This is a genomic window from Streptomyces sp. NPDC097640 (genome assembly GCF_040302705.1).
GTDB lineage: Bacteria > Actinomycetota > Actinomycetes > Streptomycetales > Streptomycetaceae > Streptomyces.
In genome coordinates, this window is the sequence record NZ_JBEOSB010000010.1 from 15360 (window position 1) to 37112 (window position 21753).

Here is a 21753-nt window from a genome sequence, read left to right on the forward strand (position 1 = left end):
GGCCGAACCGCTAGACCCCGAAGGGCGCGGCGTAACGGACGGTGCCGCTCGGCAGCGGGCGGGTCGCGTCCAGGGTGAGGGCCATCATGGCCTCATCCGGGACGTCGAGGGTCACGCCGATGCCGTGGGCGGAGGCACGGCCGAAGCCGAACCGCGGGTAGTACGCCGGGTGTCCGAGGACGGTGACGTAGTACTCGCCCAGCTCCCTGGCCGCGCCGAGCGCGGCACGGATGGCCGCCGAGCCGGCACCGGTCTTCTGGTGCTCGGGCAGCACGGAGACCGGGGCCAGGCACAGGGCCGGGGTGTCGTCGATGTGACAGCGCGTCAGCAGCGCGTGGCCGACGGGCGAGCCGTTCGCGCCGACGCTGACGACGGACAGGCCCTCGATCCACGACACGTCGTCGCGCAGGGCGTCTACGAGGTCGGCCTCGTACGGGGTGTCGAAGGCGGCGAGGACGATGCCGCGGACGGCCGGGATGTCGGCCTCGGTCTCGGCCCGGGTGATCCACTGGTTGTGGGTACGCATGACTGGATGAAGATCCGTTTCATGGTGAGGTTCGTGTGGGGCTGCCCCGCGAGCTCACGCTCCCAGCGAGGCGGATGACTGGATCAGGCCGTCGCCCGGGACGTGAGGACGGTCCGGGCGCTGCGCGGCGCAGTGGCCTCAGGCGCGGCCATCAACTCGCCCTCCTTATCGTCCTCGATCTGATCCAACACGAACGCCCGTACCGTAGCACGCCCTTGATCCGCCCCGACCTGACGTCCGGCAGCGGGCCCTACCCCTCACCCAGGGCCGCGCCGGATCGCCCTCACGTGCTGCTTTCTTCGGCGAGCGTGTGCGCCACGAGGGCGTTGGCGTGTCCGTGTCCGAGTCCGTGCTCGGTCTTGAGCCACGTGACGAGCTCCATGTGCTTGGACAGGGGCGAGGAGCGGATGAGGTCCTTCCATTCCGCGATCGGGCGGCCGTACTTCTTCTCGATCGAGGGGAAGTAGCTGGCAGGGCCCTTTACCGGTGCGGTCATGTCGCGGTGTCCCGTCTGTGTGTGCGTGGCGGTGGTGACTTGCTCGTTCTACCGGCGCCGGCCCGGGAACTGGACGGTACAGTACCCATTTGAGAACTAGACTGTCCAGTACCCGAGGTGGAGGAGGCGGTAACGGTGCCGAACGAACAGGGCCGCTCAGCCCGTAAACACGAGGCGATCATGGAGGCCGCGACCGCGGTCTTCATGGAGAAGGGCTACTCCGGCACCAGCATGGACGACATCGCGAGACTCGCCGCGGTGTCCAAGCAGACCGTCTACAAGCACTTCGCCGACAAGGAGAAGCTGTTCGCCGAGATCGTCCTGGCCACCAGCGGCCGGATCGACGGAATGATCGACCTGGTGGCCGCCATCCCCGCCGACCCCGACGCCCTGGAAGACAACCTGCACCGGCTCGCCCGCCAGTTCCTGACCGCCCTCACCCAACCCCAGGTCCTCCAGCTGCGACGCCTGATCATCGCCAACGCCGACACCTTCCCGGACCTGGGCACCGCCTGGTACGAGCAGGGCTTCGAGCGCGTGCTCGCCACCCTGGCCGCCACGTTCCAGCGCCTGGCCGACGAGGGGCTGCTCCGCGTGGACGAACCGCTCCTGGCCGCCAACCACTTCTCCGGCCTGCTCCTCTGGATCCCCGTGAACAAGGCCATGTTCACCGGCGGCCCGCAGCACACCGAGGCCGAACTCGACCACTACGCCACCGCCGGTGTCCGGGCCTTCCTCGCCGCCTACCGCTGACCGGGGCGCCGCTCGTCGCGGTCCAGGGTGCGCTTGATGACCCGAATCCCCTGGTCGACCATCTCGGCGATGGGTTCTCCAAGACTGCTCGGCGTCACATCGGTGATCCAGACGAATCGGCTGCGGTTCTCGGTGTCGCCGAGGATCTGCATGGACGCGTGGTGGTGCGTGGGCTCCAGGGAGCCGCCGACCACCGCATAGGCGATGCGCCGCGCTTTGTCGTCGAGGTCGACGATGAGCTCGCGCACCACGGTGCCGTTCGCGAAGGTCACGACTCTGATGTCGCCCTCGACGCGGGTGTCGGTGACGAAACCCGGTGCGAGACGCTGGTGGATCTCGCCGAAGGCGCGAACCGCCGCCCAGACGTTCTCCGGTCTGTCGTCGATCAGGACTTCGCGGTGGATGGATGCCACGGGTCGATCTTCCTTTCCGTCAGGGCGCTCAGCCGCCGGAGGCGTCGGGGACGAGGCAGAACGGATGCCCCTCGGGATCGGTGAGGACGATCCACCGGCCTTCGCCCGGCTGGAAGTCGGGCCGGGACGCCCCGATGCCGACCAGTTCCTCGACGGCGCCGTCCAGATCGGTGACGGTGAAGTCGAGGTGCACCTGCGTGGCGCCGTCGGGCCAGCTCGGCGGCCGGTAGCCCGCGACGCGCACGAAGCCGAGCTGTACCGGGGTGCCGTTGCCCACGGACGCGAAGTCCTCCCCGCTGCTGGTGACTTCCCAGCCGGTGGCCTTCTGGTAGAACGCGGCGAGCGCGGCCGGATCGGCGCAGTCGAACACGACCGTGCTGAGCTGCTTGAGAACAGGCATGCCGATGACTCCTGAGAATCGGTAGAGGATGGGGCTCGACGCCTCGGGGGCGCGGCCCGTTGCAACCCCGCCAGCATGCTCGCGGCGGCAGACCCTCGTCTTGAACATCCTTGCGGGGGCTGTCGGACCCGCCGCGTAGCGTTCGAAGGGTGCTCACAGCTGTTCCTGTCGCCGGCCGTCCCGACTTCGACATCAGCGCGGTGGCCTGCCGCGCCGACCACACGCGCTGGTCGGCGCCGGAAGTGCGCACCGACTACCGGGTGGTGCTCGTGCGGCGCGGCCGGTTCCGCAGAACGAGCGCCGGAGTCCCCGCCGACATCGACGCGACCTTGGCCTATGTGGGCTACCCGGGCGAGGAGGAGAGCTTCGCCCACCCCACCGGCGGGGATCTCTGCACGGCGATCAGCGTGACGCCGAAGCTGTGGCGTTCCCTCGCCGGAGACGCCGCGGGACCGGCCGCGCCGACGGTCTACGTCGACCCCAGGCTCGACCTGGCCCACCGCCGTCTCCTCGCGGCCGCACGCTCGGGCGACGTCGACTTCGCGGTCTCGGAGGAGCTGCTGACGCTGCTGTCGACCGCCGTCGGCCGGACGGCGGCCGGACCGACCCCGCTAGGCGGTGCGTCCGCCAAATCGGACCGGCGGCTCGTAACGGCAGCACGCGAGGCGATCGCCGAAGAACACCCCACATCGAACACGCTGTTCTCACTGGCCGAACTGCTGGGCGTCTCGCCCTATCGTCTGAGCCGGGCGTTCCCCCGTGAGCTGGGCGTGTCGGTGACCCGCTACCGTCACCGCGTCCGCATCGGCCGGGCCCTCGACCGCCTCGAGGCCGGCGAGAACAGCCTCAGCGCCCTCGCCGCCGACCTCGGCTACGCCGACCAGGCCCACCTGACCAGGACCATGCGTCAGTACCTGGGCCGCACGCCGACAGCGCTCCGCCGCCTGCTGGCCCCGGCTGTCCGCGGAGAGTTCCCCTTCACGTGACCCTGCCGGTCTTGGCACCGGGACTGCTCCCCAAGCGACTCAAGTCCGAGGCAGGATGTCTGCCGCACAGGGCGTGTCGAGGGCGTCCGGAGAATGGGGGCACACAGTGGATTCCGGGACGGTTCTGTCCGGCAGGTACGAGCTGCACAGGATCCTGGGGCGCGGTGGCATGGGCCAGGTGTGGCTGGGCCGCGACCTGTCGGTGCTGCGGCGGGAGGTCGCGGTCAAACTTCTGCCCGCGTTGGCGGACCCGGGGTCGGTACGGCGTTTCCAGGACGAGGCGGCTGCCCTCGCCAAACTGCAGCACCCCGGTATCACCGTGGTTCACGACGCCGGTAGCCACGATGGGCATCTGTTCATCGTGATGGAGCTGCTGCACGGCCGCGATCTGGCGCAGTTGATGGCCCAACAGCCATCAGGGCTGCCGATCGAGCAGGTGCTGGACCTGTCTCGCCAGACTGTCGACGCACTGCGCGTGGCACACAGCCGCGGAATCGTCCACCGGGACCTGAAGCCGGCCAACCTCTTCCTCCAGCGCGACGGCCGGGTCAAGATCTGTGATTTCGGTATCGCGCGCAGCACGGATGCCGTCACCTCGGTGACCGCCAGCGGACAAATGATCGGTACACCGCCGTACATGTCGCCCGAGCAATGGCAGTCCCAGCCGGTCGACGCCCGCAGCGACCTGTACTCCCTCGGCTGCGTGATCTTCGAGCTGCTGACCGGGCAGCCCCCGTTCCCTCCCCGCCAGCCCCTCTACACGCTGATGCGTCAGCACGTGGAGCAGCGCCCACCAAGCCCTCGCGCATTACGGCCCGACATTCCCGCTGTGCTGGACGATCTGACCGTGGCACTACTGGCCAAGATGCCCGACGGACGACCGGACGCCGACAGCCTTGCCTTCGAGCTGGCCCGGCTCGCGGAGCGGGGTGACAGAGCGACGACGGAAACACTCCAGTACCCCGGCGCCGGCGCCTCCGGCGACCCCGCCAACTCCTCGTACGGCATCGGCGGGATGCGCACGTACGCCCTGCTCGGCCGATTGGGCACACGCGCCATGGGAGCGGTGAACTCGGTGGCCTTCAGCCCGGACGGGCAGACGCTGGCCAGCGCCGGTGAGGGCGGGGCCCATCTCTGGAACGCGCACACCGGCGAGCAGCTCCGTCGGCTCATCGCCCACCGTGACCTGGACAGGCTGGTGTTCAGCCCTGATGGCCGCACGGTGGCCACGATCGGGGGCGGCAAGGTGGTGAGCCTGTGGGACGCGCGCACCGGGGAGCAGCGCGACCAGCTGGCGCACGCCAGATGGCTGACAGGGCTGGCGTTCAGCCCCGATGGACAGACCCTGGCCAGCAGCGGGACGGACGGGATCCACCTCTGGAACATCCGCACCGGCGAGCAGCGTCGCGAGCTCGTCGCGTCCAAGATGGTGTGGTCGCTGGCCTTCAGCCCCGATGGGCAGACGCTGGTCAGCGCCGAGGGCGGAAACGTCCGTCTCCGGGGTGCCTACACTGGGGAGCATCGCTCCGAGCTGGCCGGGCACCGCAGATGGGTATGCTCGGTCGCCTTCAGCCCCGATGGGCAGATCCTGGCTGGTGGCAGCGGGAATTGGGTGTACCTCTGGGACGTCCGCACCAGCGCGCTACGGCGGCAGCTGACCGGCCACCGCGGGCGGATGCAGACGGAGCACGCGCTGGCCTTCAGCCCCGATGCCCGCGTGCTGGCCAGTGGCGGTGCCGACCACAGGGTGCATCTTTGGGACACGCACACCGACGACAGACTTGCCACTTTGACGGATCACCGTGCGCCGATCCGCTCCGTGGCCTTCAGCCCGGACGGGAGCACCCTCGCCGGCGCCGGTGGCAACGAGGTGGTTCTCTGGACCGCCTGAATCCGGCATGGATCCGCCCCGGTCATTACGCATCCAGCAGCGCGAGCTCCGTCGCGAGATTCCGGCGCGCCGCGTCCTCCCAGCGGTCGTGGGCCTCCGGCGTGCGGAACAGCCGGGGCATGGCCAGCAGTTCGCGCAGTACGCCCGCCCGGCCCTCGCGGAAGGCGTCGTCGGGGACGAAGCCGTACTCCTCGCGGACGGCGGCGGTGTACACGGCGTAGGCCTCGGGGGATCCGGCCAGCACAGCCAAGTCGGCGTCGCACAGCACTTCGCCGTTCGTGTCGCCGGGATCGGGGGCATGGCTGCGCGTCAGCCGCACCAGGCGGGCGACTTCGGCCGTACGCGCCTGCGGCACACCCGCTTCCGGCAGGGCACGTTCGGCGAGGCGGGCGCTGCGGTCCTCGTTGGTGGAGCGCTCGGGGAGGTAGACGGCGTCGTGGAACCAGGCGGCGAGACGGACGGCGGCGGGGTCCGCGGCATGACGGATCAACTCATCGACCCGGTCCAGGATGGCGATGAGGTGGTCGGTGGTGTGGTACCGGCGCTGGGGTTCGGCCCAGCGGGCCAGGAGGTCCTGGCCGTACGGCTCGGGGGCGGGCTGGGTGACGGGCTCGCGGGCGCTGTCGAGGTGGATCGCCCAGCGGGTGAGGAGCGCGTCGTGCGCGGGGTCGGCCATAGGCCAATTGTGGGACGTCCGGGTTTCGGGGTGCGTGTGGTGTGGCAAGCTGTTCGGCATGTCTAGACCACTTCTCGAGGTGATCGCCCTGGACGTGGCCGACGCGGTCGCGGCGCAGGCCGGCGGGGCGGACCGGCTCGAACTGGTCACCGATATGGCTGCCGACGGGCTCAGCCCCTCCCGCGAGACCTTCGCCGCGGTCCGGTCGGCCGTGGACATCCCGCTGCGGGTGATGCTGCGCGCCTCCAACGGCTTCGCGTGCGGTGGGGCCGCCGCGCTCGACGCGCTGTGCGCGCGGGCCGCGGTGCTGCGGGCGGAGGGGGCGGACGAGTTCGTGCTCGGCTTCCTGACCCCCGACGGGCTGGCCGACCTGGCCGCCGTCCGCGCGCTCATGGACGTCATCAGCGCGGGCCCCGGGCTCGACGAGAGCCGATGGACCTTCCACCGGGCCATCGACCGCGCCGCCGACCGCGGCGCGCTCCGCCGGCAACTCGCGGGCGTCCCCGGCCTGGACACCTACCTCACCGCCGGGTCGGCCGCCGGGGTCGACGACGGGCTTCCGGTCCTGGTGGACGAGGCGCACATGGCAGCCGGGCCCCGGATCATGGTGGGCGGCGGGCTGCGGCTCGACCACCTGCCCGCGCTGCGCGCCGCCGGGATCGACGCCTTCCACATCGGCGGCGCGGCCCGGGCCTCGGGTTGGGACGGGCCCGTGGACATCGCCTCGGTCCATCAGTGGCGCGCCGCGCTGGACGAAGTGGTACCGGTGGGCTGACGGGGGCTTTCCCCCGACGCGCCCCGGTGCGCGGGTTGGCCTTCCGGGGGATGCGGGGCCGGCCGATGGTGGCGCCTCCGGCGGCGGGACGCCGGGAGCGGGTCCCCGGCAGGGGTGGGGCCACCGGGCGGGGAGCCGCCGACGAGACGGGAGGGGGTGGGGGTGCAGGGGTGGTGCCCTGGACGCTTACGCATATTTGTGGCGCGAAGTTCCGGCCCAGTCAGCGCTTCCGGGCACCGGCGCCGTAAATATGCGGTCCAGGGTGACAGCCCCGGAGCCCCCGCCCCCGGCACCCCCCACGCACACCAGGCGCACCACCCACGCACACCAGGCGCACCCCCCACCGTCAGGTAGCCAACCGCTCCGGGAGCGGCGCCGCGTGGACCACCGTGAGCCCCGACACCGCCCGGGTCAGCGCCACATAGAGGCGGCGCAGGCCGGTGCGCTCGTCCGGTTCGCCGTCGACCACCGCGGCCGGCTCGTCCAGCACCACGTAGTCGTACTCCAGACCCTTGGCGAGCGTCGCCGGGACGAGCGTCAGGCGGGCCTCGGCGCTGGTCTCCTCGCCGGGGGAGAGATACGCCAGGCCCGCCGCGTCGAGGGCGTCCGCCAGCACCGGGATCCGCGCGTCGGCCGCGATCAGGCCGATCGAGCCCTCGTGGCCCAGCGCCTCGCGGCAGGCGGCGAGCACGGCGGAGTCGAGCGCGGCGGCGTCCACGGCCCGTACGGAGAAGTCGCCCGCCGCCTCGCGGATCGAGGTGGCCTCCGACAGGCCGGGGGCGATGGCGGGCAGCAGCCGCGAGGCGTACGCGATCACCTCGCGCGGCACGCGGAAGCCCTGGGTCAGCTCCTCCACCGCGGCCCCGGACTTGCCGAGGTGGAGGAGAGCCTCCTCCCAGGTCGCGGTCGCCCACGGCGTGGTGCCCTGCGCGATGTCGCCGAGGATGGTCGCCGAGCCGGTGGTGCAGCGGCGGCCCACCGCCCGGTACTGCATGGGGGACAGGTCCTGCGCCTCGTCCAGGACCACATGGCCGAGCGAGTGCGTCCGCTCGACGAGGTCGGTGGCCTCGTCGATCAGCACCGCGTCCGCCGGGGACCACTTCGCGGACTTCACGCCGCGCGCCGGCTTGGCCCACAGGATGGTCTTCTGCTCGTCGGCGTCGAGGATCCCGTCCGCCTGCTCGGCGAGGAAGTCGGGGTCGGAGAGCAGCCGCAGCACCAGCTTGGCCGGGTCCACGGGCGGCCAGATCGCCTTGACCGCCGCCTTCACGGCGGGGTTGCGGGCCACCGCGTCCTGCACCCGGTCGTCGGGCGCCTCGCCGGACTGTTCCATCCGTACGAGCACGGCGTGCGCGATCCGCTGCGGCAGCGCCTCGCGGGCCGCGCCGTAGCGGATGTCGCGGTCCAGCAGCTCGCGGACCATCTCCTCCAGTTCGTACGCCGGGACCCGCCAGCGGCGCGAGCCGCGCACCACGACGCACGGCTCGGTCGGCAGGGTGACGTGTGAACGGACGGCGCGGCGCAGCACCTCGGCCATCCGCGCGTCGCCCTTGATGCCGGCCGCGCCGGCGTCGTCCGCGCCCCGCACCTCGACGCGTGCGACCAGGTCGTCCACCGTGGCCTGGCCGACCTGGAGCTCGCCGAGCGCGGGCAGGACCTGCTCGATGTAGTGGAGGAAGGAGCGGTTCGGGCCGATGACGAGGGTGCCGGAGCGGGCGAGCCGCTCGCGGTGCGCGTAGAGCAGATAGGCCACCCGGTGCAGGCCGACCGCCGTCTTCCCGGTGCCCGGCGCCCCCTGGACGCAGACCGTGCCGCCGATCCCGGCGCGCACGATCTCGTCCTGCTCGGGCTGGATCGTGGCGACGATGTCCCGCATCGGACCCACGCGCGGACGCTCGATCTCGGCCTGGAGCAGCTTGCTGGCGTGCGAGCCCCCGGCGGAGCCGGAAATTGTCACAGCGCTCGGGTCGGTGAGGGCCTCGTCCTCGTACGCGGTCAGCTCGCCGCCGGTGTAGCCGAAGCGGCGGCGCAGCCCGACGTCCATCGGCGCCTTCTTCGACGCCTGGTAGAAGGGCTGCGAGACGGGGGCGCGCCAGTCGATGACCATCGGGTCGCCGTCGGCGTCGTGGACATGCCGCCGCCCGATATAAAAAGTGTCTGTTGAGCCGCCTCCGGCGGCGGGCTGCTCCCCTTCCGCGCCCTCCGCGGTCTCCGCGCCCGGGGCGTGCAGATAGTCGAGGCGGCCGAAGAACAGCGGGGTGTCGGCCAGGTCGGCGAGGGCCTTGATGCGCTCGTCGACCTGGTGCTGGAGGGCCTCGGCGTTCACCCAGTTGGCGGTGACGTCCTTGAGGTCGAGGGCCTCGACGTCGGCGCGCATGGCGCGGAGGGCGGCGCGGGACGCGGCGAGGTGGGTGCGCTCCCGCTCGAGTGGATCGGGGTGGTCAGGGGCGTGCGAGGGCACGGCGTAGCCTCCGGCGTGTACGCGAAGCAGACAGACAAAGTGCGGGGCGTGAATGGCTCACGTCAGAAGCCGGCCGGTTTCCGTCCGGGCGGCGGCTCTCCCTGAGGGGCGGGAGGCGGCAAGACGGGCGATTGTAGCCAGTGCTTCGAGCGACCGCGAATGGTTTTCCGCGGGTTCTCCGCCGGTTCTCCGCCCGGCCCGGCCTGATTGGATTGCGTGGGCCGCACCGGGCGGTCCGGGGACTCGATGCACGGAGAGGGAGGTGGCGCATGCCCCGAGCGGGTCTGACGCCTGAGCGGGTGACGGAGGCGGCGGCGGACATGGCGGACGCCGTCGGCCTGGAGAACGTCACGATCTCCGCGCTGGCGCGCAGCTTCGGGGTGGCCGACGCAAGCCTGTACTCGCACGTCAAGAACGTCCGTGACCTGCGCGTCAGGGTCGCGATGCGCGCCGCGAGCGACTTCGCCGACCGCATCACGGCGGCCGTGGCCGGGCGGGCCGGGCGCGACGCTCTGCTCGCCTTCGCCAACGCCTACCGGGACTTCGCGCGGGAGCACCCCGGCCGGTACGCGGCGACCCATATCGAGATCGACCCCGAGGTGGCCGCCCAGTCCACGGGCGGCGCCCGGATCATCGAGGCCACCTACGCCGTGTTCCACGCGTACGGGCTCACCGAGCCGGACCTGACCGACGCCGTACGGCTGCTGCGCAGCACCTTCCACGGCTACGTCGGACTGGAGGCGATCGGCGCCTTCCACGACCCGCGCGACGTCCAGGCGTCGTGGGAACGCGGCGTCAACGCCCTGGCCACGCTGCTGGAGAACTGGCCCTCGGCCGCCAAGCCCTGAGTGCCGAGCCCTCAGACGTCGTCGCCCGCCGGCAGCGCGCTCGCGTCCACGATCCGGTAGGCGTACCCCTGCTCGGCGAGGAACCGCTGGCGGTGGGCGGCGAAGTCCTGGTCGATGGTGTCGCGCGCGACGACCGAGTAGAAGACCGCCCGGTGGCCGTCCGCCTTCGGCCGCAGCACGCGGCCCAGGCGCTGGGCCTCCTCCTGGCGGGACCCGAACGTCCCCGACACCTGGATGGCGACCGTGGCCTCCGGGAGGTCGATCGAGAAGTTCGCGACCTTGGAGACGACGAGGACGGAGATCTCGCCCTGCCGGAAGGCGTCGAAGAGCTTCTCGCGCTGCGCGTTGGTCGTCTCGCCCTTGATGACGGGCGCGTCCAGATGCTCGCCCAGCTCGTCGAGCTGGTCGATGTACTGGCCGATGACGAGGGTCTGCTGGCCCTTGTGGCGCGCCACCAGCGCCTCGGTGACCCGGCGCTTGGAGTCGGTCGTGGCGCAGTAGCGGTACTTCTCGTCGGGCTCGGCCGTCGCGTACGCCAGGCGCTCGGTCTCCGTCAGATTGACGCGCACCTCGACACAGTCGGCGGGCGCGATATAGCCCTGCGCCTCGATCTCCTTCCACGGCGCGTCGAAGCGCTTGGGGCCGATGAGGGAGAACACATCGGACTCGCGGCCGTCCTCCCGCACCAGCGTCGCGGTCAGCCCGAGCCGGCGGCGCGCCTGGAGATCGGCGGTGAACTTGAAGACGGGGGCGGGCAGCAGATGCACCTCGTCGTAGACGATCAGGCCCCAGTCGCGGGAGTCGAAGAGCTCCAGGTGCGAGTAGACGCCCTTCCGCTTGGTCGTGAGGACCTGGTACGTGGCGATGGTGACCGGGCGGATCTCCTTGCGCGTGCCGCTGTACTCGCCGATCTCGTCCTCGGTGAGCGAGGTGCGCTTCACCAGCTCGTGCTTCCACTGGCGGGCCGAGACGGTGTTGGTCACCAGGATCAGGGTGGTGGACTTGGCGGTGGCCATCGCCCCCGCGCCCACCAGCGTCTTCCCGGCGCCGCACGGGAGCACGACGACCCCCGACCCGCCGTGCCAGAACCCCTCGACGGCCTGCTTCTGGTACGGGCGCAGCGCCCAGCCGTCCTCGGCCAGCTCGATCGGGTGCGCCTCGCCGTCCACATACCCGGCCAGGTCCTCGGCGGGCCAGCCCAGCTTGAGCAGCACCTGCTTGATCTGCCCGCGCTCGGAGGGGTGGACGGCCACCGTGTCCGGGTCGATGCGCGGGCCGACCAGCGGCTGGATCTTCTTCGAGTGCAGCACCTCCTGGAGGACCGGGCGGTCGGAGGTCTCCAGGACCAGCCCGTGGGTGGGGTGCTTGAGCAGCCGCAGCCGCCCGTAGCGCGCCATGGTCTCGGCGACGTCGACGAGGAGGGCGTGCGGGACGGGGTAGCGCGAGTACTGGACCAGCGCGTCGACGACCTGCTCGGCGTCGTGCCCGGCGGCGCGGGCGTTCCACAGGCCGAGCGGGGTCACCCGGTAGGTGTGGATGTGCTCCGGGGCCCGCTCCAGCTCCGCGAAGGGGGCGATGGCGCGGCGGCAGGCATCGGCCTGCTCGTGGTCGACCTCGAGCAGGAGCGTCTTGTCGCTTTGGACGATGAGCGGTCCGTTCACGCGCCTGGGCCCTTCATGACGGGGGTGGGGTGGCAAGCATCCAGTGTTACGCACTCGGGTGGGTGAACGGGAATGGTGCGCGGGACGCCGTTCGCGCGTGCCCTCCGCCCGCCCGCTCACGCCGAGTCGTCCGCCAGCTCCGCTACCCCCGTGATCCGGTGCAGCGGGTACGTGCGCACCTCGTCGGCCGTGTGGTCGTACGCCGTCACGAAGCCGCCCTCGACGCGCACCGGGGCGATCACGCGCTGGCTGGCCGCGCCGTCCGCGTTGACGTAGCCGATCCACACGGCCGAGCCGGTGAGGGCCGCGGCCTGCATGGTGGCGAGGGTGTCGGCGGAGGTGGTGCGGGGCAGCCGGTTGCCCGACGAAGCGGCCGCGGGCACCGGCTTGTGGGGTGCCGTCGCGGCGCGGTCACCGGCGCGGATGGCGCGCACCGCCGCGCCCAGGAGCGTCTCGTCGGGCATCGGTGGGCCCTCCGGCACGGGGGCGGGGGCCGAGCGCGGCGGGGTGCGGTGGGCCTCGGCGCGCGTGATCAGCACATCGCCCTCGGCGGACTCGGCCGCCGGCGCGTACCCCATCGCGCGCAGGCCCTCCAGGAGCGCGTCCGGCGCGGCCTGCGCGGCCAGCACCGTCGACGCGAGGCGGCGCAGCCGCAACCCCGCCGAGCGGCGGTCGGCGAGGATCTCGGCCAGCAGGGTGTCGTCGTCGCAGCGCACATAGGCGGAGGCGGCGCCGACGCGCAGTTGGCCGTGTTTCCGGGCCACGTCGTCGATGAGGTAGGCGAGCGGCTGGGGCACGGGGGTGCGGGAGTGCTGCGCGAGGAAGGCGTGCAGGTCGGACGCCGCACGCCCGGCGTCAAGCGCGCGGCGCACGGAGGCGGGCGTGAAGCGGTAGACCGTGGCGCCGCCCTTGGACTCGACGTCGGCGAGGACGCCGAGCATCGCCGCGAGCGGCCGCTCCAGCGGGCCGGGCGCGACGGCGGTGAGGTCGGCCTGGAGGAGGACGTGGTCCAGCGGCTGGGGCAGCAGCGGCGCGAGCAGCCGCGCTGCCGCCGCCGCGGCGGCAGCGGCCTCGGCCCCGGTCAGGGGTCGGCCGGGCGTGGGCGGGGCCTGCGTTTCCGCCGCGCCCGGCCCCGCCGGGGTGGCGGGGCCCGGGGGCCGAGCCCCGGGGCGGGCGGCGGTCGCCCGGTCGGCGGCCCGGCCCCCGGGCCCGGCAGCTTCGCCTTCGGCGGCCCGGTCCGGCGGCTCGGTGGCCTGCGGTGCGAGGCCCTGGCCGACGGTGGCCCGGCTCCGCGCCCGGCCCCCGGGCTCGGCGGCCCGTGGTGCGGTGCCTCGGCCGCCGGTGCCGCGGCTCTCCTTGGCGGCGCCCGCCGGTCCCGCCGGAGCCGGGACCGCGGGTGGGCGGGGGCCCAGGAGGGCGCGGGCGTGGGCGGACAGGGCGCCGCGGCCGGTGACGCCGAGCAGCTCGGCCTCGGTCAGCGTCCACTGGGCCAGCCGCGACCGCAGGTCCTCGCCCGGCGCGCCGCGGTGGGCCGGGCGCTCCCAGCGCAGCCGGGCCAGCAGCGACTCGGCGGCGGGCGAGGCGCCGGGCGGGAGGGCGGCGAGGAGTTCGAGGACGCGGCGGCGCACCTCGGGGGCGGGGGAGCGGTCCAGCTCCGGGCCGAGGGCCGCGAGGGTGCGGCCCTTGGCGTCGCGGCCGCCGACCAGGCCGGGCGCGCGGGTCGCGGTCAGCCAGGCGGAGGCGAGCCGCGCCCAGCGCTCCTCGGCGGGCAGCCCCAGCCAGTCGTCGTAGGCGGGGGTGGGCGCGTAGCGCTCGTCCGTCTCGCCGTCCGAGGCGACCAGCCCGGCCGCGTACGCCAGCTCGATCCAGAACGCGGCCAGCGGCTCGGTCGCGTCGAGCGCCGCGGCGGTCCGCTTGAGGTCCCGTACGCTCAGGCCGCCCGCGCGCAGGACGGCCGGGCCGGCGGCCCCCCACTGCCCCAGCAGCTCCTCGACCGTGGCCAGGGAGGTGTACGCCTGGCCCGCCGCCGTCGCGTCCACAGCCTGTGGATCGTGGCGCGCAGCGGGCGGGAGGGGCGGCGGCAGCGGCTCGGGCGCGCGGTGCGCGCGGCCGCCGCGCAGGTGCAGCGCCACCTCGCGGGGCAGCACCACATTGCGCGACCCGGACGGCAGCAGCAGGCCGCGGGCCAGCAGCCACTCGACGGGCGGGCTGGGCGCGGCGACGGACGCCTCCCCGTACGGCGGGCCCCAGGTCAGCTTGGTCAGCACCGCCGTCGCGGCCGCGGGGGCCCCGGCGAGCAGCGCCGCCATACGGGGGCGGTCGCCGAAGAGCGAGGTGAGGGCGGCGGCCGCGGTGACCGGGTCATGGGTCGGCGGCAGCCCGGCCGCCGCCAGGATCTCCTGGAGCCGCCCGGGGGACATCCCGGCCGTGGCCTCCGGGACGGTGGGGCCCAGGCCGGTCGGGGACGGGGTCGTGGGCGAGGGGGCCAGCAGCTCGCGGGCGGTGCGGACCAGGCGCAGCCGGTCGTCGCCGCCCCAGGCGAGCGCCTGGGCGCGCAGGGTGGCCACGGCGCGCGGGAGCTCGGCGAGGATCTGCTCGCGGGTCGCGGCGGAAGGCTCGTCCAGGGTGCCTTCGGGCTGCGCGCCGCTCGGTGCTGCGTCGTCCTCGGAGTTGTCGGGGCCGGGGTCCCCCGGCCCGCTGTCGCCCGCCATCAGCGCGCTCAGCGTCTCGTACGGGCACGGGTCGGGCGCGACCGCCAGCGCCTCCGCCGTCTGGAGCGCGAACCGGTCCAGGCGCTCCACGGCCCGTACGACCGAGGCGCGGGTGCCCGCCCGGGTGGCGAGCTGGGTGAGGTCGTTGGGGACGGGGGACAGCAGGTCGGGGCGGGCGCGCAGAAGCGTGGCGAGGGCGTCGTCCCGGCGGGTGCGCAGCTCTTCGGCGAGCGTGCGCGGCGCTCCGCGGCCGCTGTCCCGTGAGCCGGTCTCTGCAGGCACGTGTGCCTCCCGATTCCGCGAACTGGTCATTCGATCCACAGTACCGGGGGCTGGTGACCAGTCGGAGATGCGGCGGCCCGCCCGTCCGGCGCGGTACCGTCGGGACGGTCTGATACGCCAGCGGTGTGCATTCTCAGGGGTCTTGGTGGGGATCGAGAGCGAACAGCTCGTCTACGACTATCTGAGCCGTGTCGGCGATCTGGCACAGCAACAGGGTCTGCCGTCCGGTGACCGGATGCGGCTGGTCTCCGAGTTGCGCGCCGACATCGACCAGAGACGGGGGTCCGTCGGCTCGGACACCCCGGCCGGGGTGAAGCGGATTCTCGCCAAGCTGGGCACGCCCGCGGACGTGGTGGCCGCCGCCGGGGGCCGCCCGCGCGTGGCGGACGCTCCGGGCGGGGGCACGGTGGGCGCCGGGGGCGCGGGAGGCTCCGACGGGGCGTACGGGAGCGCGGAGCCGCCGCGCGGCGCGGGCGCGGCCGGGGTGGCGCGCGCGGCGCGCGACAGGCTGTCCGGGCTCGCCGAGCGCAGCGGGCTGATGAGCAAGGTGCCGACCCCGCGCGACGGCGACTCGCCGTCTCCGTCTGATGGGGCGTCCTCAGATGAAGCTGCCGGGCCCGCGCACCGGCCCCCCATGGCCGCCTCGCCGCCGCATCTCGCGGGCGAGGACGAGCTCGGCCCCCACGACTCCAACCCCGACTGGTGGCATGTCGAACCGGGCCCGTTCGCCCAGCCCGAACAGCGCGACTCGCCGTTCGGGCAGGTGGAGGGGTTCGTCGGCGGCGTCGAGATCCCCGAACTGCTCGGCATGCCGGGCGAGACGGACAGGGCCGAGAAGGCCGGGGAGGCCGCGGGCGAGGGGACGGAGCAGGACGACGACCCAGGGGCCGAGGAGGCGGAGGCCGCCGACGGCAAGGCGGCGCGGCGGCCCGGGCTGCTCCGCCGCGCGCTGCGGCGCGGCAAGAAAAAGGGCGGGGACGGGGGCGGGGAGGAGAAGGCGGGCCCCCTCAGCCTGCTGGTCCTTCTCGCTGCCGCGCTGCTCGTGGCCGGAGCCGCGCTGGGCAACCTCATCGTGATGGCCTTCGGCTGGGTGATCGCCTACTACACGCGCAAGCTGTCGCCCGCCGAGGCGAAGTGGGCCGTGCTGGGCATGCCCGGCCTGGTCGCGGCCGGGGCCATGGCCTGGCTGTGGGGCCGGGCCAGCGGCAAATGGGGCGAGCAGATCCCCGAGAACGGCATGGGGGACGCGATCCAGGGGGCCTGGCCGGTCGTCGTGCGCGCCGCCGCGATCTCGTCGGCGCTCTTCCTCGTGTGGCGCGCGAGGCGGCGGCGGAGCTGACCCGGGGCGGCCGGCCGTCCGGCCGCCGGAGCCCGCAGCACGGAACGGGGCGCGGAACGGGGCGCGGAACGGGCGGCGCGGGGGCCGAATGGGGCGCGGGGCAGAATGTCGGGCATGCCTTCGTCTACGCCCCAGCATTCCGTGACGGTCGGTTTCGACCTCGATATGACCCTGATCGACTCCCGCCCCGGCATCAAGGCCGCCTTCGAGGCGCTCTCCGCCGCCACCGGCACCTTCGTCGACGCCGACCTCGCCATCACCCGCCTCGGCCCGCCGCTTGAGCAGGAGCTCGCGCACTGGTTCCCCGACGAGCGGATCGACGAGATGGTGGAGATGTACCGCACGATCTACCCGGAGTACGCGATAGCCCCCACCCTTGCGATGCCCGGCGCCCGCGAGGCCATCGCGGCGGTGCGGCAGGCGGGCGGGCGCTCGGTCGTGGTGACGGCCAAGCACGAGCCGAACGCCAAGCTGCACCTGGCCCACCTGGGCATCGAGGCGGACGCGGTCGTCGGCTGGCTGTGGGCCGAGGCGAAGGGGGAGGCGCTGCGCGAGTACGGCGCATCGGTGTACGTCGGGGACCACACGGGCGACGTGCGCGGCGCGCGCACGGCGGGCGCGCTGTCCGTGGCGGTCGCCACCGGGCCGTGCGACGCGGAGGAGCTGCGGACGGCGGGCGCCGACGTGGTGCTCGACGACCTGACCGCTTTCCCGGAGTGGCTGGCGCGCCACCTGAAGGGGTGAACCCCGCGCTGACCTGGGCGGACGCCCGCCAGGGCGTCGCCCGGCAGGCCGTCTAGGAGGAGGCCGACGAGGACGCCGACGGGGAGGCCGCCTGCCCGGGCGGCCGGGAGGGCTGGTCGGGGCGGCCCGCCAGGGCGGCCGCGCGCCGCTGCGCCCCGATCGAGCGCACCAGACCCGCCGCGGCGAGGGCGAACCCGACGCCCATCAGCATGCACACGAAGTACGCGGCCGACGGCAGTGGGTGCAGGCCCAGGAAGAGCGGGGCCACGGTGACGAGAGTGGCCACCGCGCCCACGCCGAAGACGATCACGCCCAGGCGTACCAGCCGGTCACCGGGGAGGGGCGCCTCCCGGTCGTGGCCGGGGGAGGTTCCGGCGTGCGGGGTTTCATTGCTCACCGCACCAGGGTAGGTCCGAGCAGAGCGCGCGTAGGAACCACCACCCGGAACCACCCGGGTACGTCTTGTCACCAGGCTCCCGACCATTAGCCTTGGTGGTGGCGGGTCTTACGACCCGCTGTAGTGCTATCCAGAGCCGTTTTTAACGTGTTTTCCGACGAGTGACGAGGACGAGGACAGACGTGCCTACCGGCAAGGTCAAGTGGTTCAACAGCGAGAAGGGCTTCGGCTTTCTCTCCCGTGACGACGGCGGCGACGTCTTCGTGCACTCGTCGGTGCTCCCGGAAGGCGTGGACTCGCTGAAGCCGGGGCAGCGAGTCGAGTTCGGCGTCGTGGCCGGAAACCGTGGTGACCAGGCACTTTCGGTGACGGTGCTGGACCCCGCCCCGTCCGTCGCGGCCGCGCAGCGGCGCAAGCCGGACGAGCTCGCGTCCATCGTCCAGGATCTGACCACCTTGCTGGAGAACGTGACGCAGCAGTTGGAGCGCGGACGCTACCCCGACAAGGCGCACGGCAGCAAGATCGCGGGCATGCTGCGAGCGGTGGCCGACCAGCTCGACGTCTGAGCGAGACTTCAGGGGAACTCCAGCGCGTTGTCGCCGAGGGGCGGGACCAGCCCCTCGGCCGCCGCGCGTGTGAGCAGCCCGCGCACCGCGGCGTAGCCGTCCTCGCCGAGGTCGGCGGTGAACTCGTTGACGTAGAGCCCGATGTGCTGGTCGGCGACCGCCGGGTCCATCTCCTGTGCGTGCTCCAGGACATACTCGCGCGACGCCGCCGGGTCGTCCCAAGCCGCCCGTACGGATGTGCGGATGGTCTCGGCGACGGCTCGCAGCCGCTCGGCGCCCAGCGACCGCTTCGCGACGATCGCGCCGAGGGGGATCGGCAGGCCGGTGGTGCGCTCCCAGTGCTCGCCCATGTCAGCCAGGCAGTGCAGGCCGTACTTCTGATAGGTGAACCGGGCTTCGTGGATGACCAGACCGGCGTCCACCCGGCCGTCCCGCACGGCGGGCATGATCTGGTCGAACGGCAGCACGACGACCTCGCCCACCCCGCCCGGCACCTCGCCGGCCGCCCACAGCCGGAAGAGCAGATACGCCGTCGAGCGCTCGCTCGGCACCGCAACCGTCTTGCCCGCCAGGTCCTTTGCCCGCCCCGGCTCCTTGGTGAGCACCAGCGGGCCGCAGCCGCGCCCGAGCGCCCCGCCGCAGGGCACCAGCGCGTACTCGTCCAGGATCCACGGCAGGACGGCGTACGACACCTTCAGTACATCGAGCTCGCCGCGCTCCGCCATGCCGTTGGTGATGTCGATGTCGGCGAACGTGACATCGATCGGGGGCGCGTCCGGGACGCCGTCGTGCGCCCACGCGTGGAAGACGAACGTGTCGTTCGGGCACGGCGAATACGCGATGCCGAGCGGCTCGGGGGTCATCTGCTGGCTTCCTTCCAGGTGGCGAGGGCGGGCGTCAGGTCGCGGAAGGCGCCCGCCAGGGCGTCGAGCGCCTCGCCGATCCGCCAGGCCGCGCGGTCGCGCGGGCCGACGGCGTTGGAGACCGCCCGCACCTCCAGAACGGGCACGCCGTGCGCGGCGGCCGCCTCGGCCACCCCGAACCCCTCCATCGCCTCGGCGGCGGCGCCCGGATGGCGCCGGAGCAGCTCGGCGGCGCGCCCGGCGCTGCCGGTCACGGTCGAGACGGTCAGCACCGCGCCGCGCACCGCGCCGGTGGCCTCGGCCACGGCCCGTACGAGCGCGGGCTCGGGGAGGTGTTCGACGGTCCCGAAGCCGAGTTCGGTGACGGCGGCGAAGCCGTCGGGGGTCTCGGCGCCCAGATCGGCCGCGACGATCGCCTCGGCGACGACGACGGAGCCCAGCGGCGCGGGGGCGAAGCCGCCGCCGATGCCGGCCGAGACGACGAGGCCGTAGGGCGCGTCGCCGAGCTCGGCGGCGGTCAGGGCGGCGGCGGTCGCCGCCGCCGCGGCGGCCGGGCCGACCCCCGCGGCCAGGGCGTCCACGGTGAGCGGGGGGCGGACGGCGTGGTGCGCCGTCCGTCCGCCGGGTACGGGGACCTCGGTTGCCTCGGTCGCCGTCGCGCCTGCGCCGCGCAGCACCGCGTCCCGCTCGGCGGGCACGGCGGTCACGACGAGTACGCGCATCAGCGGCTCCCGGATCTCCCGTCAGGCGTCGGTGTCAGACGTCGCGGTGTCAGACGTCGGGTGTCAGGCGTCCCGCGTGATCTTGATCGGCCAGGCGCCCTTGATCCCGGTGCCCTCGCCGACCTCCACGATCACGAGGGTCACGCTGTCGAGCGTGGTGGTCTGGCCGGTCTGCGGGTTCGTCTGCTGGAACAGCGTCTCGCTGTCGAGGCTGCGGTAGGTCTTCTTGGACTGGCCGCTGACGACGCCGCGGGCCTCGCTGATCACGATCCAGCCCGACTCGGCGATCTTCGGGTCCACGCCGACCCGCACCTTCTCGCCGGGGCTGACCTTCAGCGACTGCTCGGCCTTCTTGGTCAGGCACGCCGTGACCTGCTTCTCGGACTTGGCGACGATCTCGCCGTCCTTGTAGCAACCCTTGGCGGCCTCGGTCGTCACGGTCTCCGAACCGACCGTGACCGTCGCCAGCGGGGTCGGCTTGTCGCAGGCGGAGAGGGCGACGAGCCCGAGGGACACGGCACAGGCGGCGGTGGCGGCCCGTCGGCCCTTGCCCCTGGAAAACAGCGCAGCGGTCATGCGGGCAGGCTATCTGGCCGTCTCGGTCAAGCCACGCGCGGGTGTGTCGCTCCGTGCCGGGCGGCCGCCAGCAGCCCGCGTACGCTCGCCGCCGTGCCCAGCGCGACCATCGCCCCCGCGATCGACATGCCCAGCGCCCCGTTGAGCGGGACGGCGATGCCCACGGCCCCGCCGACGACCCAGGCCAGCTGAAGCGTGGTCTCCGAGCGGGAGAAGGCGGAGGTACGGACCCGCTCGGGCACATCGCGCTGGATCAGCGCGTCCAGCGACTGCTTGGCCAGCGCCAGCGCGAACCCGGCGGTCGCGGCCACGGCGGCGACCATGACCGCGCTGTAGAGCGCCGCCGACGCGACGATCACCCCCAGGGCCGAGGTCAGCACCACCGCGATGATCCGCTCCGGTCCGCGTTCCCGCAGCCAGGCGCCGATGGCCGTGCCCAGCGCGTTGCCGCCGCCCCCCGCGACCGCGGCCACGCCGAGCGAGATCTCGGGGCTCAGCCCGCCCAGCGGGTGCTCGCGGAGCAGGAAGGCGAGGAAGAGGGTCAGAAAGCCGGACAGCGCCTTCAGCGAGGAGCAGGCCTGGAGGGCGTGCAGCACGGACGGGCTGACCTTGCGCAGGCTGACGCGGCGCGCGCCCTTGTCGCCCGCGCCCGCGTCCGCGCCCGCGCCTGAGCCCGCGGCCGCGTCGGCGGGTTCCGGGGCCGGGGTGTCGGTGGGGTCGGGTTCAGGGTCGGGGACGGGTGCCGGGTCGCGGTGTGCGGGCTTCGGCAGGTGCAGATGGTGCTCGCCGGAGGTGAAGCGCACCCGGCCCTCGCCCTTCGCGGAGTCGACCTTGGACGGCAGCGTGAACGAGAGGAAGCCGCCCCCGGCGAACACCACGCACGCCCCGTACAGCGGCCAGCCCGGCCCGATCTGGTGCAGCCCGGCCCCGATGGGGGCCGCCAGCCCGGTCGCCAGCAGCCCGGCGAGGGTGACCCGTGAGTTGGCCTTGACCAGTGAGAAGCGGGGCGGCAGCAGGCGGGGCACGACGGCGGACCGCACCACGCCGTACGACTTGGAGGCCACCAGCACCCCCAGCGCCGCCGGATACAGCTCGAGACCGCCGCCCACGACCGCGCCCGCCATCGTCAGCGCGAGCACCGCGCGCGTGAGCATGGCGCCGGCCATCGCGGCGCGGCGGCCGTGCGGCAGCCGGTCGAGCAGCGGGCCGACGACGGGGGCGAGGAGGATGAAGGGGGCCATGGTGATGGCCAGGTAGAGGGCGACGCGCCCGCGCGCCTGGTCGGTCGGTACGGAGAAGAAGACGGTGGACGCGAGGGCGACGGTGATCAGCATGTCGCCCGCGGAGTTCACGGCGTGCAGTTCGATCAGCTTGCCGAGGCCGGATTCGCCGGCCCCGTGCGCGTGGGTGGCCCGGCGGATGCCCCTGCCGGTCGCGCTGAACGGGAGGTGCAGCGCCCGCCCGATGCGACGGCCTGACCGTCGGATCGGGCCGTCACCGATGAATCTCGCGACATCCACCCGACCATGTTGCAGCCAAGGCGGCCGATATGTGAGGCCCCCGGCCGCCATCCGGAACTAAGTCTTCCCTTTCAGTGATCTGTCAGTGATCTGTCGACGTCCGGTTCAACAGCCACGTCAGCCAGGCTTTTGGGGCGATCTCCGGTG

The 21753-nt window shown here is 73.3% G+C and carries 21 protein-coding genes; 8 read left to right on the top strand and 13 right to left on the bottom strand.

The genetic code is table 11. The features are described 5' to 3' along the window. Window positions 1-10: 10 nt before the first annotated feature. Window positions 11-526 (bottom strand): GNAT family N-acetyltransferase, encoded by a 516-nt coding sequence (locus tag ABTY62_RS17330; RefSeq protein ID WP_352130269.1) that lies wholly within the window; start codon window positions 524-526, stop codon window positions 11-13. Window positions 527-809: 283 nt separating this feature from the next. Next, window positions 810-1022: a DUF4287 domain-containing protein gene (locus ABTY62_RS17335; RefSeq protein ID WP_352130270.1), complete on the bottom strand. Its 213-nt coding sequence runs from the start codon at window positions 1020-1022 to the stop codon at window positions 810-812. Window positions 1023-1157: 135 nt separating this feature from the next. Here ABTY62_RS17335 and ABTY62_RS17340 point away from each other — a divergent pair, with 135 nt between their 5' ends. Beyond that, a complete protein-coding gene (locus ABTY62_RS17340) occupies window positions 1158-1775 on the top strand; it encodes a TetR/AcrR family transcriptional regulator (RefSeq protein ID WP_352130271.1) in 618 nt (205 codons plus the stop codon). Here ABTY62_RS17340 and ABTY62_RS17345 read toward each other — a convergent pair. Both ABTY62_RS17345 and ABTY62_RS17350 read right to left on the bottom strand, forming a co-directional pair. Then, the gene (locus tag ABTY62_RS17345) at window positions 1766-2188 is read right to left on the bottom strand and encodes an SRPBCC family protein (protein WP_352130272.1); all 423 of its coding nucleotides are present in this window, start codon (window positions 2186-2188) and stop codon (window positions 1766-1768) included. The genes ABTY62_RS17340 and ABTY62_RS17345 overlap by 10 nt on opposite strands. A gap of 28 nt (window positions 2189-2216) precedes the next feature. Next, entirely contained in the window at window positions 2217-2588 is a 372-nt protein-coding gene (locus ABTY62_RS17350) for a VOC family protein (RefSeq protein WP_352130273.1), read from the bottom strand. 149 nt (window positions 2589-2737) lie between these two features. Here ABTY62_RS17350 and ABTY62_RS17355 point away from each other — a divergent pair, with 149 nt between their 5' ends. Continuing rightward, the gene (locus ABTY62_RS17355) at window positions 2738-3574 is read left to right on the top strand and encodes a helix-turn-helix domain-containing protein (RefSeq protein WP_352130274.1); all 837 of its coding nucleotides are present in this window, start codon (window positions 2738-2740) and stop codon (window positions 3572-3574) included. A gap of 106 nt (window positions 3575-3680) precedes the next feature. Then, window positions 3681-5465, top strand: coding sequence for a WD40 repeat domain-containing serine/threonine protein kinase (locus ABTY62_RS17360; protein WP_352130275.1), 1785 nt, complete (start codon window positions 3681-3683; stop codon window positions 5463-5465). Between the two features lie 25 nt (window positions 5466-5490). Here ABTY62_RS17360 and ABTY62_RS17365 read toward each other — a convergent pair whose 3' ends face one another. Beyond that, window positions 5491-6141 (bottom strand): HD domain-containing protein, encoded by a 651-nt coding sequence (locus tag ABTY62_RS17365; RefSeq protein ID WP_352130276.1) that lies wholly within the window; start codon window positions 6139-6141, stop codon window positions 5491-5493. Window positions 6142-6199: 58 nt separating this feature from the next. Here ABTY62_RS17365 and ABTY62_RS17370 point away from each other — a divergent pair, with 58 nt between their 5' ends. Beyond that, window positions 6200-6916 carry a copper homeostasis protein CutC gene (locus ABTY62_RS17370; protein ID WP_352130277.1) on the top strand — a complete coding sequence of 239 codons (717 nt, stop codon included), beginning with the start codon at window positions 6200-6202 and terminating at the stop codon, window positions 6914-6916. A 346-nt stretch (window positions 6917-7262) separates the two neighbouring features. Here ABTY62_RS17370 and ABTY62_RS17375 read toward each other — a convergent pair whose 3' ends face one another. Next, window positions 7263-9377, bottom strand: a complete 2115-nt coding sequence (locus tag ABTY62_RS17375) for a HelD family protein (protein WP_352130278.1) — start codon at window positions 9375-9377, stop codon at window positions 7263-7265. Window positions 9378-9646: 269 nt separating this feature from the next. On the opposite strand from ABTY62_RS17375, the gene ABTY62_RS17380 reads away from it, so the two are divergent. Beyond that, complete coding sequence (locus ABTY62_RS17380; RefSeq protein WP_352130279.1) at window positions 9647-10225, top strand: TetR/AcrR family transcriptional regulator; 579 nt, start codon at window positions 9647-9649, stop codon at window positions 10223-10225. An 11-nt stretch (window positions 10226-10236) separates the two neighbouring features. Here ABTY62_RS17380 and ABTY62_RS17385 read toward each other — a convergent pair whose 3' ends face one another. Next, window positions 10237-11886, bottom strand: a complete 1650-nt coding sequence (locus ABTY62_RS17385; RefSeq protein WP_352130280.1) for a DNA repair helicase XPB — start codon at window positions 11884-11886, stop codon at window positions 10237-10239. Window positions 11887-12002: 116 nt separating this feature from the next. After that, window positions 12003-14909, bottom strand: a complete 2907-nt coding sequence (locus ABTY62_RS17390; RefSeq protein WP_352130281.1) for a helicase C-terminal domain-containing protein — start codon at window positions 14907-14909, stop codon at window positions 12003-12005. Window positions 14910-15024: 115 nt separating this feature from the next. Between ABTY62_RS17390 and ABTY62_RS17395 the strand changes: the two genes are divergently transcribed. Together ABTY62_RS17395 and ABTY62_RS17400 are read left to right on the top strand one after the other, a co-directional pair. Further along, on the top strand, window positions 15025-16218 hold the full coding sequence (locus tag ABTY62_RS17395) for a hypothetical protein (protein ID WP_352130282.1): 1194 nt from the start codon (window positions 15025-15027) through the stop codon (window positions 16216-16218). Window positions 16219-16323: 105 nt separating this feature from the next. Next, a complete protein-coding gene (locus tag ABTY62_RS17400) occupies window positions 16324-16962 on the top strand; it encodes an HAD family hydrolase (RefSeq protein ID WP_352130283.1) in 639 nt (212 codons plus the stop codon). 52 nt (window positions 16963-17014) lie between these two features. Here ABTY62_RS17400 and ABTY62_RS17405 read toward each other — a convergent pair whose 3' ends face one another. Then, window positions 17015-17359: a hypothetical protein gene (locus ABTY62_RS17405; protein ID WP_502997472.1), complete on the bottom strand. Its 345-nt coding sequence runs from the start codon at window positions 17357-17359 to the stop codon at window positions 17015-17017. A 182-nt stretch (window positions 17360-17541) separates the two neighbouring features. On the opposite strand from ABTY62_RS17405, the gene ABTY62_RS17410 reads away from it, so the two are divergent. Further along, complete coding sequence (locus ABTY62_RS17410; RefSeq protein ID WP_311724449.1) at window positions 17542-17925, top strand: cold-shock protein; 384 nt, start codon at window positions 17542-17544, stop codon at window positions 17923-17925. 8 nt (window positions 17926-17933) lie between these two features. Here ABTY62_RS17410 and ABTY62_RS17415 read toward each other — a convergent pair whose 3' ends face one another. The 4 genes from ABTY62_RS17415 to ABTY62_RS17430 form a co-directional block, all read right to left on the bottom strand. Further along, a complete protein-coding gene (locus ABTY62_RS17415; protein ID WP_352130284.1) occupies window positions 17934-18788 on the bottom strand; it encodes a 1,4-dihydroxy-6-naphtoate synthase in 855 nt (284 codons plus the stop codon). After that, window positions 18785-19510, bottom strand: a complete 726-nt coding sequence (locus ABTY62_RS17420; RefSeq protein ID WP_352130285.1) for a futalosine hydrolase — start codon at window positions 19508-19510, stop codon at window positions 18785-18787. Before ABTY62_RS17420 ends, ABTY62_RS17415 begins: the two co-directional genes overlap by 4 nt. 63 nt (window positions 19511-19573) lie before the next feature. Then, the gene (locus ABTY62_RS17425; RefSeq protein WP_352130286.1) at window positions 19574-20086 is read right to left on the bottom strand and encodes a hypothetical protein; all 513 of its coding nucleotides are present in this window, start codon (window positions 20084-20086) and stop codon (window positions 19574-19576) included. Window positions 20087-20112: 26 nt separating this feature from the next. Continuing rightward, window positions 20113-21606, bottom strand: coding sequence for an MFS transporter (locus ABTY62_RS17430; protein WP_352130287.1), 1494 nt, complete (start codon window positions 21604-21606; stop codon window positions 20113-20115). Between the last annotated feature and the right edge of the window lie 147 nt (window positions 21607-21753).

Coding starts and splice junctions, on each gene's coding strand:
- ABTY62_RS17330 (WP_352130269.1), bottom strand. CDS start 526: ATGCGTACCCACAACCAGTGGATCACCCGGGCCGAGACCGAGGCCGAC.
- ABTY62_RS17335 (WP_352130270.1), bottom strand. CDS start 1,022: ATGACCGCACCGGTAAAGGGCCCTGCCAGCTACTTCCCCTCGATCGAG.
- ABTY62_RS17350 (WP_352130273.1), bottom strand. CDS start 2,588: ATGCCTGTTCTCAAGCAGCTCAGCACGGTCGTGTTCGACTGCGCCGAT.
- ABTY62_RS17365 (WP_352130276.1), bottom strand. CDS start 6,141: ATGGCCGACCCCGCGCACGACGCGCTCCTCACCCGCTGGGCGATCCAC.
- ABTY62_RS17370 (WP_352130277.1), top strand. CDS start 6,200: ATGTCTAGACCACTTCTCGAGGTGATCGCCCTGGACGTGGCCGACGCG.
- ABTY62_RS17380 (WP_352130279.1), top strand. CDS start 9,647: ATGCCCCGAGCGGGTCTGACGCCTGAGCGGGTGACGGAGGCGGCGGCG.
- ABTY62_RS17390 (WP_352130281.1), bottom strand. CDS start 14,909: ATGACCAGTTCGCGGAATCGGGAGGCACACGTGCCTGCAGAGACCGGC.
- ABTY62_RS17400 (WP_352130283.1), top strand. CDS start 16,324: ATGTCGGGCATGCCTTCGTCTACGCCCCAGCATTCCGTGACGGTCGGT.
- ABTY62_RS17415 (WP_352130284.1), bottom strand. CDS start 18,788: ATGACCCCCGAGCCGCTCGGCATCGCGTATTCGCCGTGCCCGAACGAC.
- ABTY62_RS17420 (WP_352130285.1), bottom strand. CDS start 19,510: ATGCGCGTACTCGTCGTGACCGCCGTGCCCGCCGAGCGGGACGCGGTG.
- ABTY62_RS17425 (WP_352130286.1), bottom strand. CDS start 20,086: ATGACCGCTGCGCTGTTTTCCAGGGGCAAGGGCCGACGGGCCGCCACC.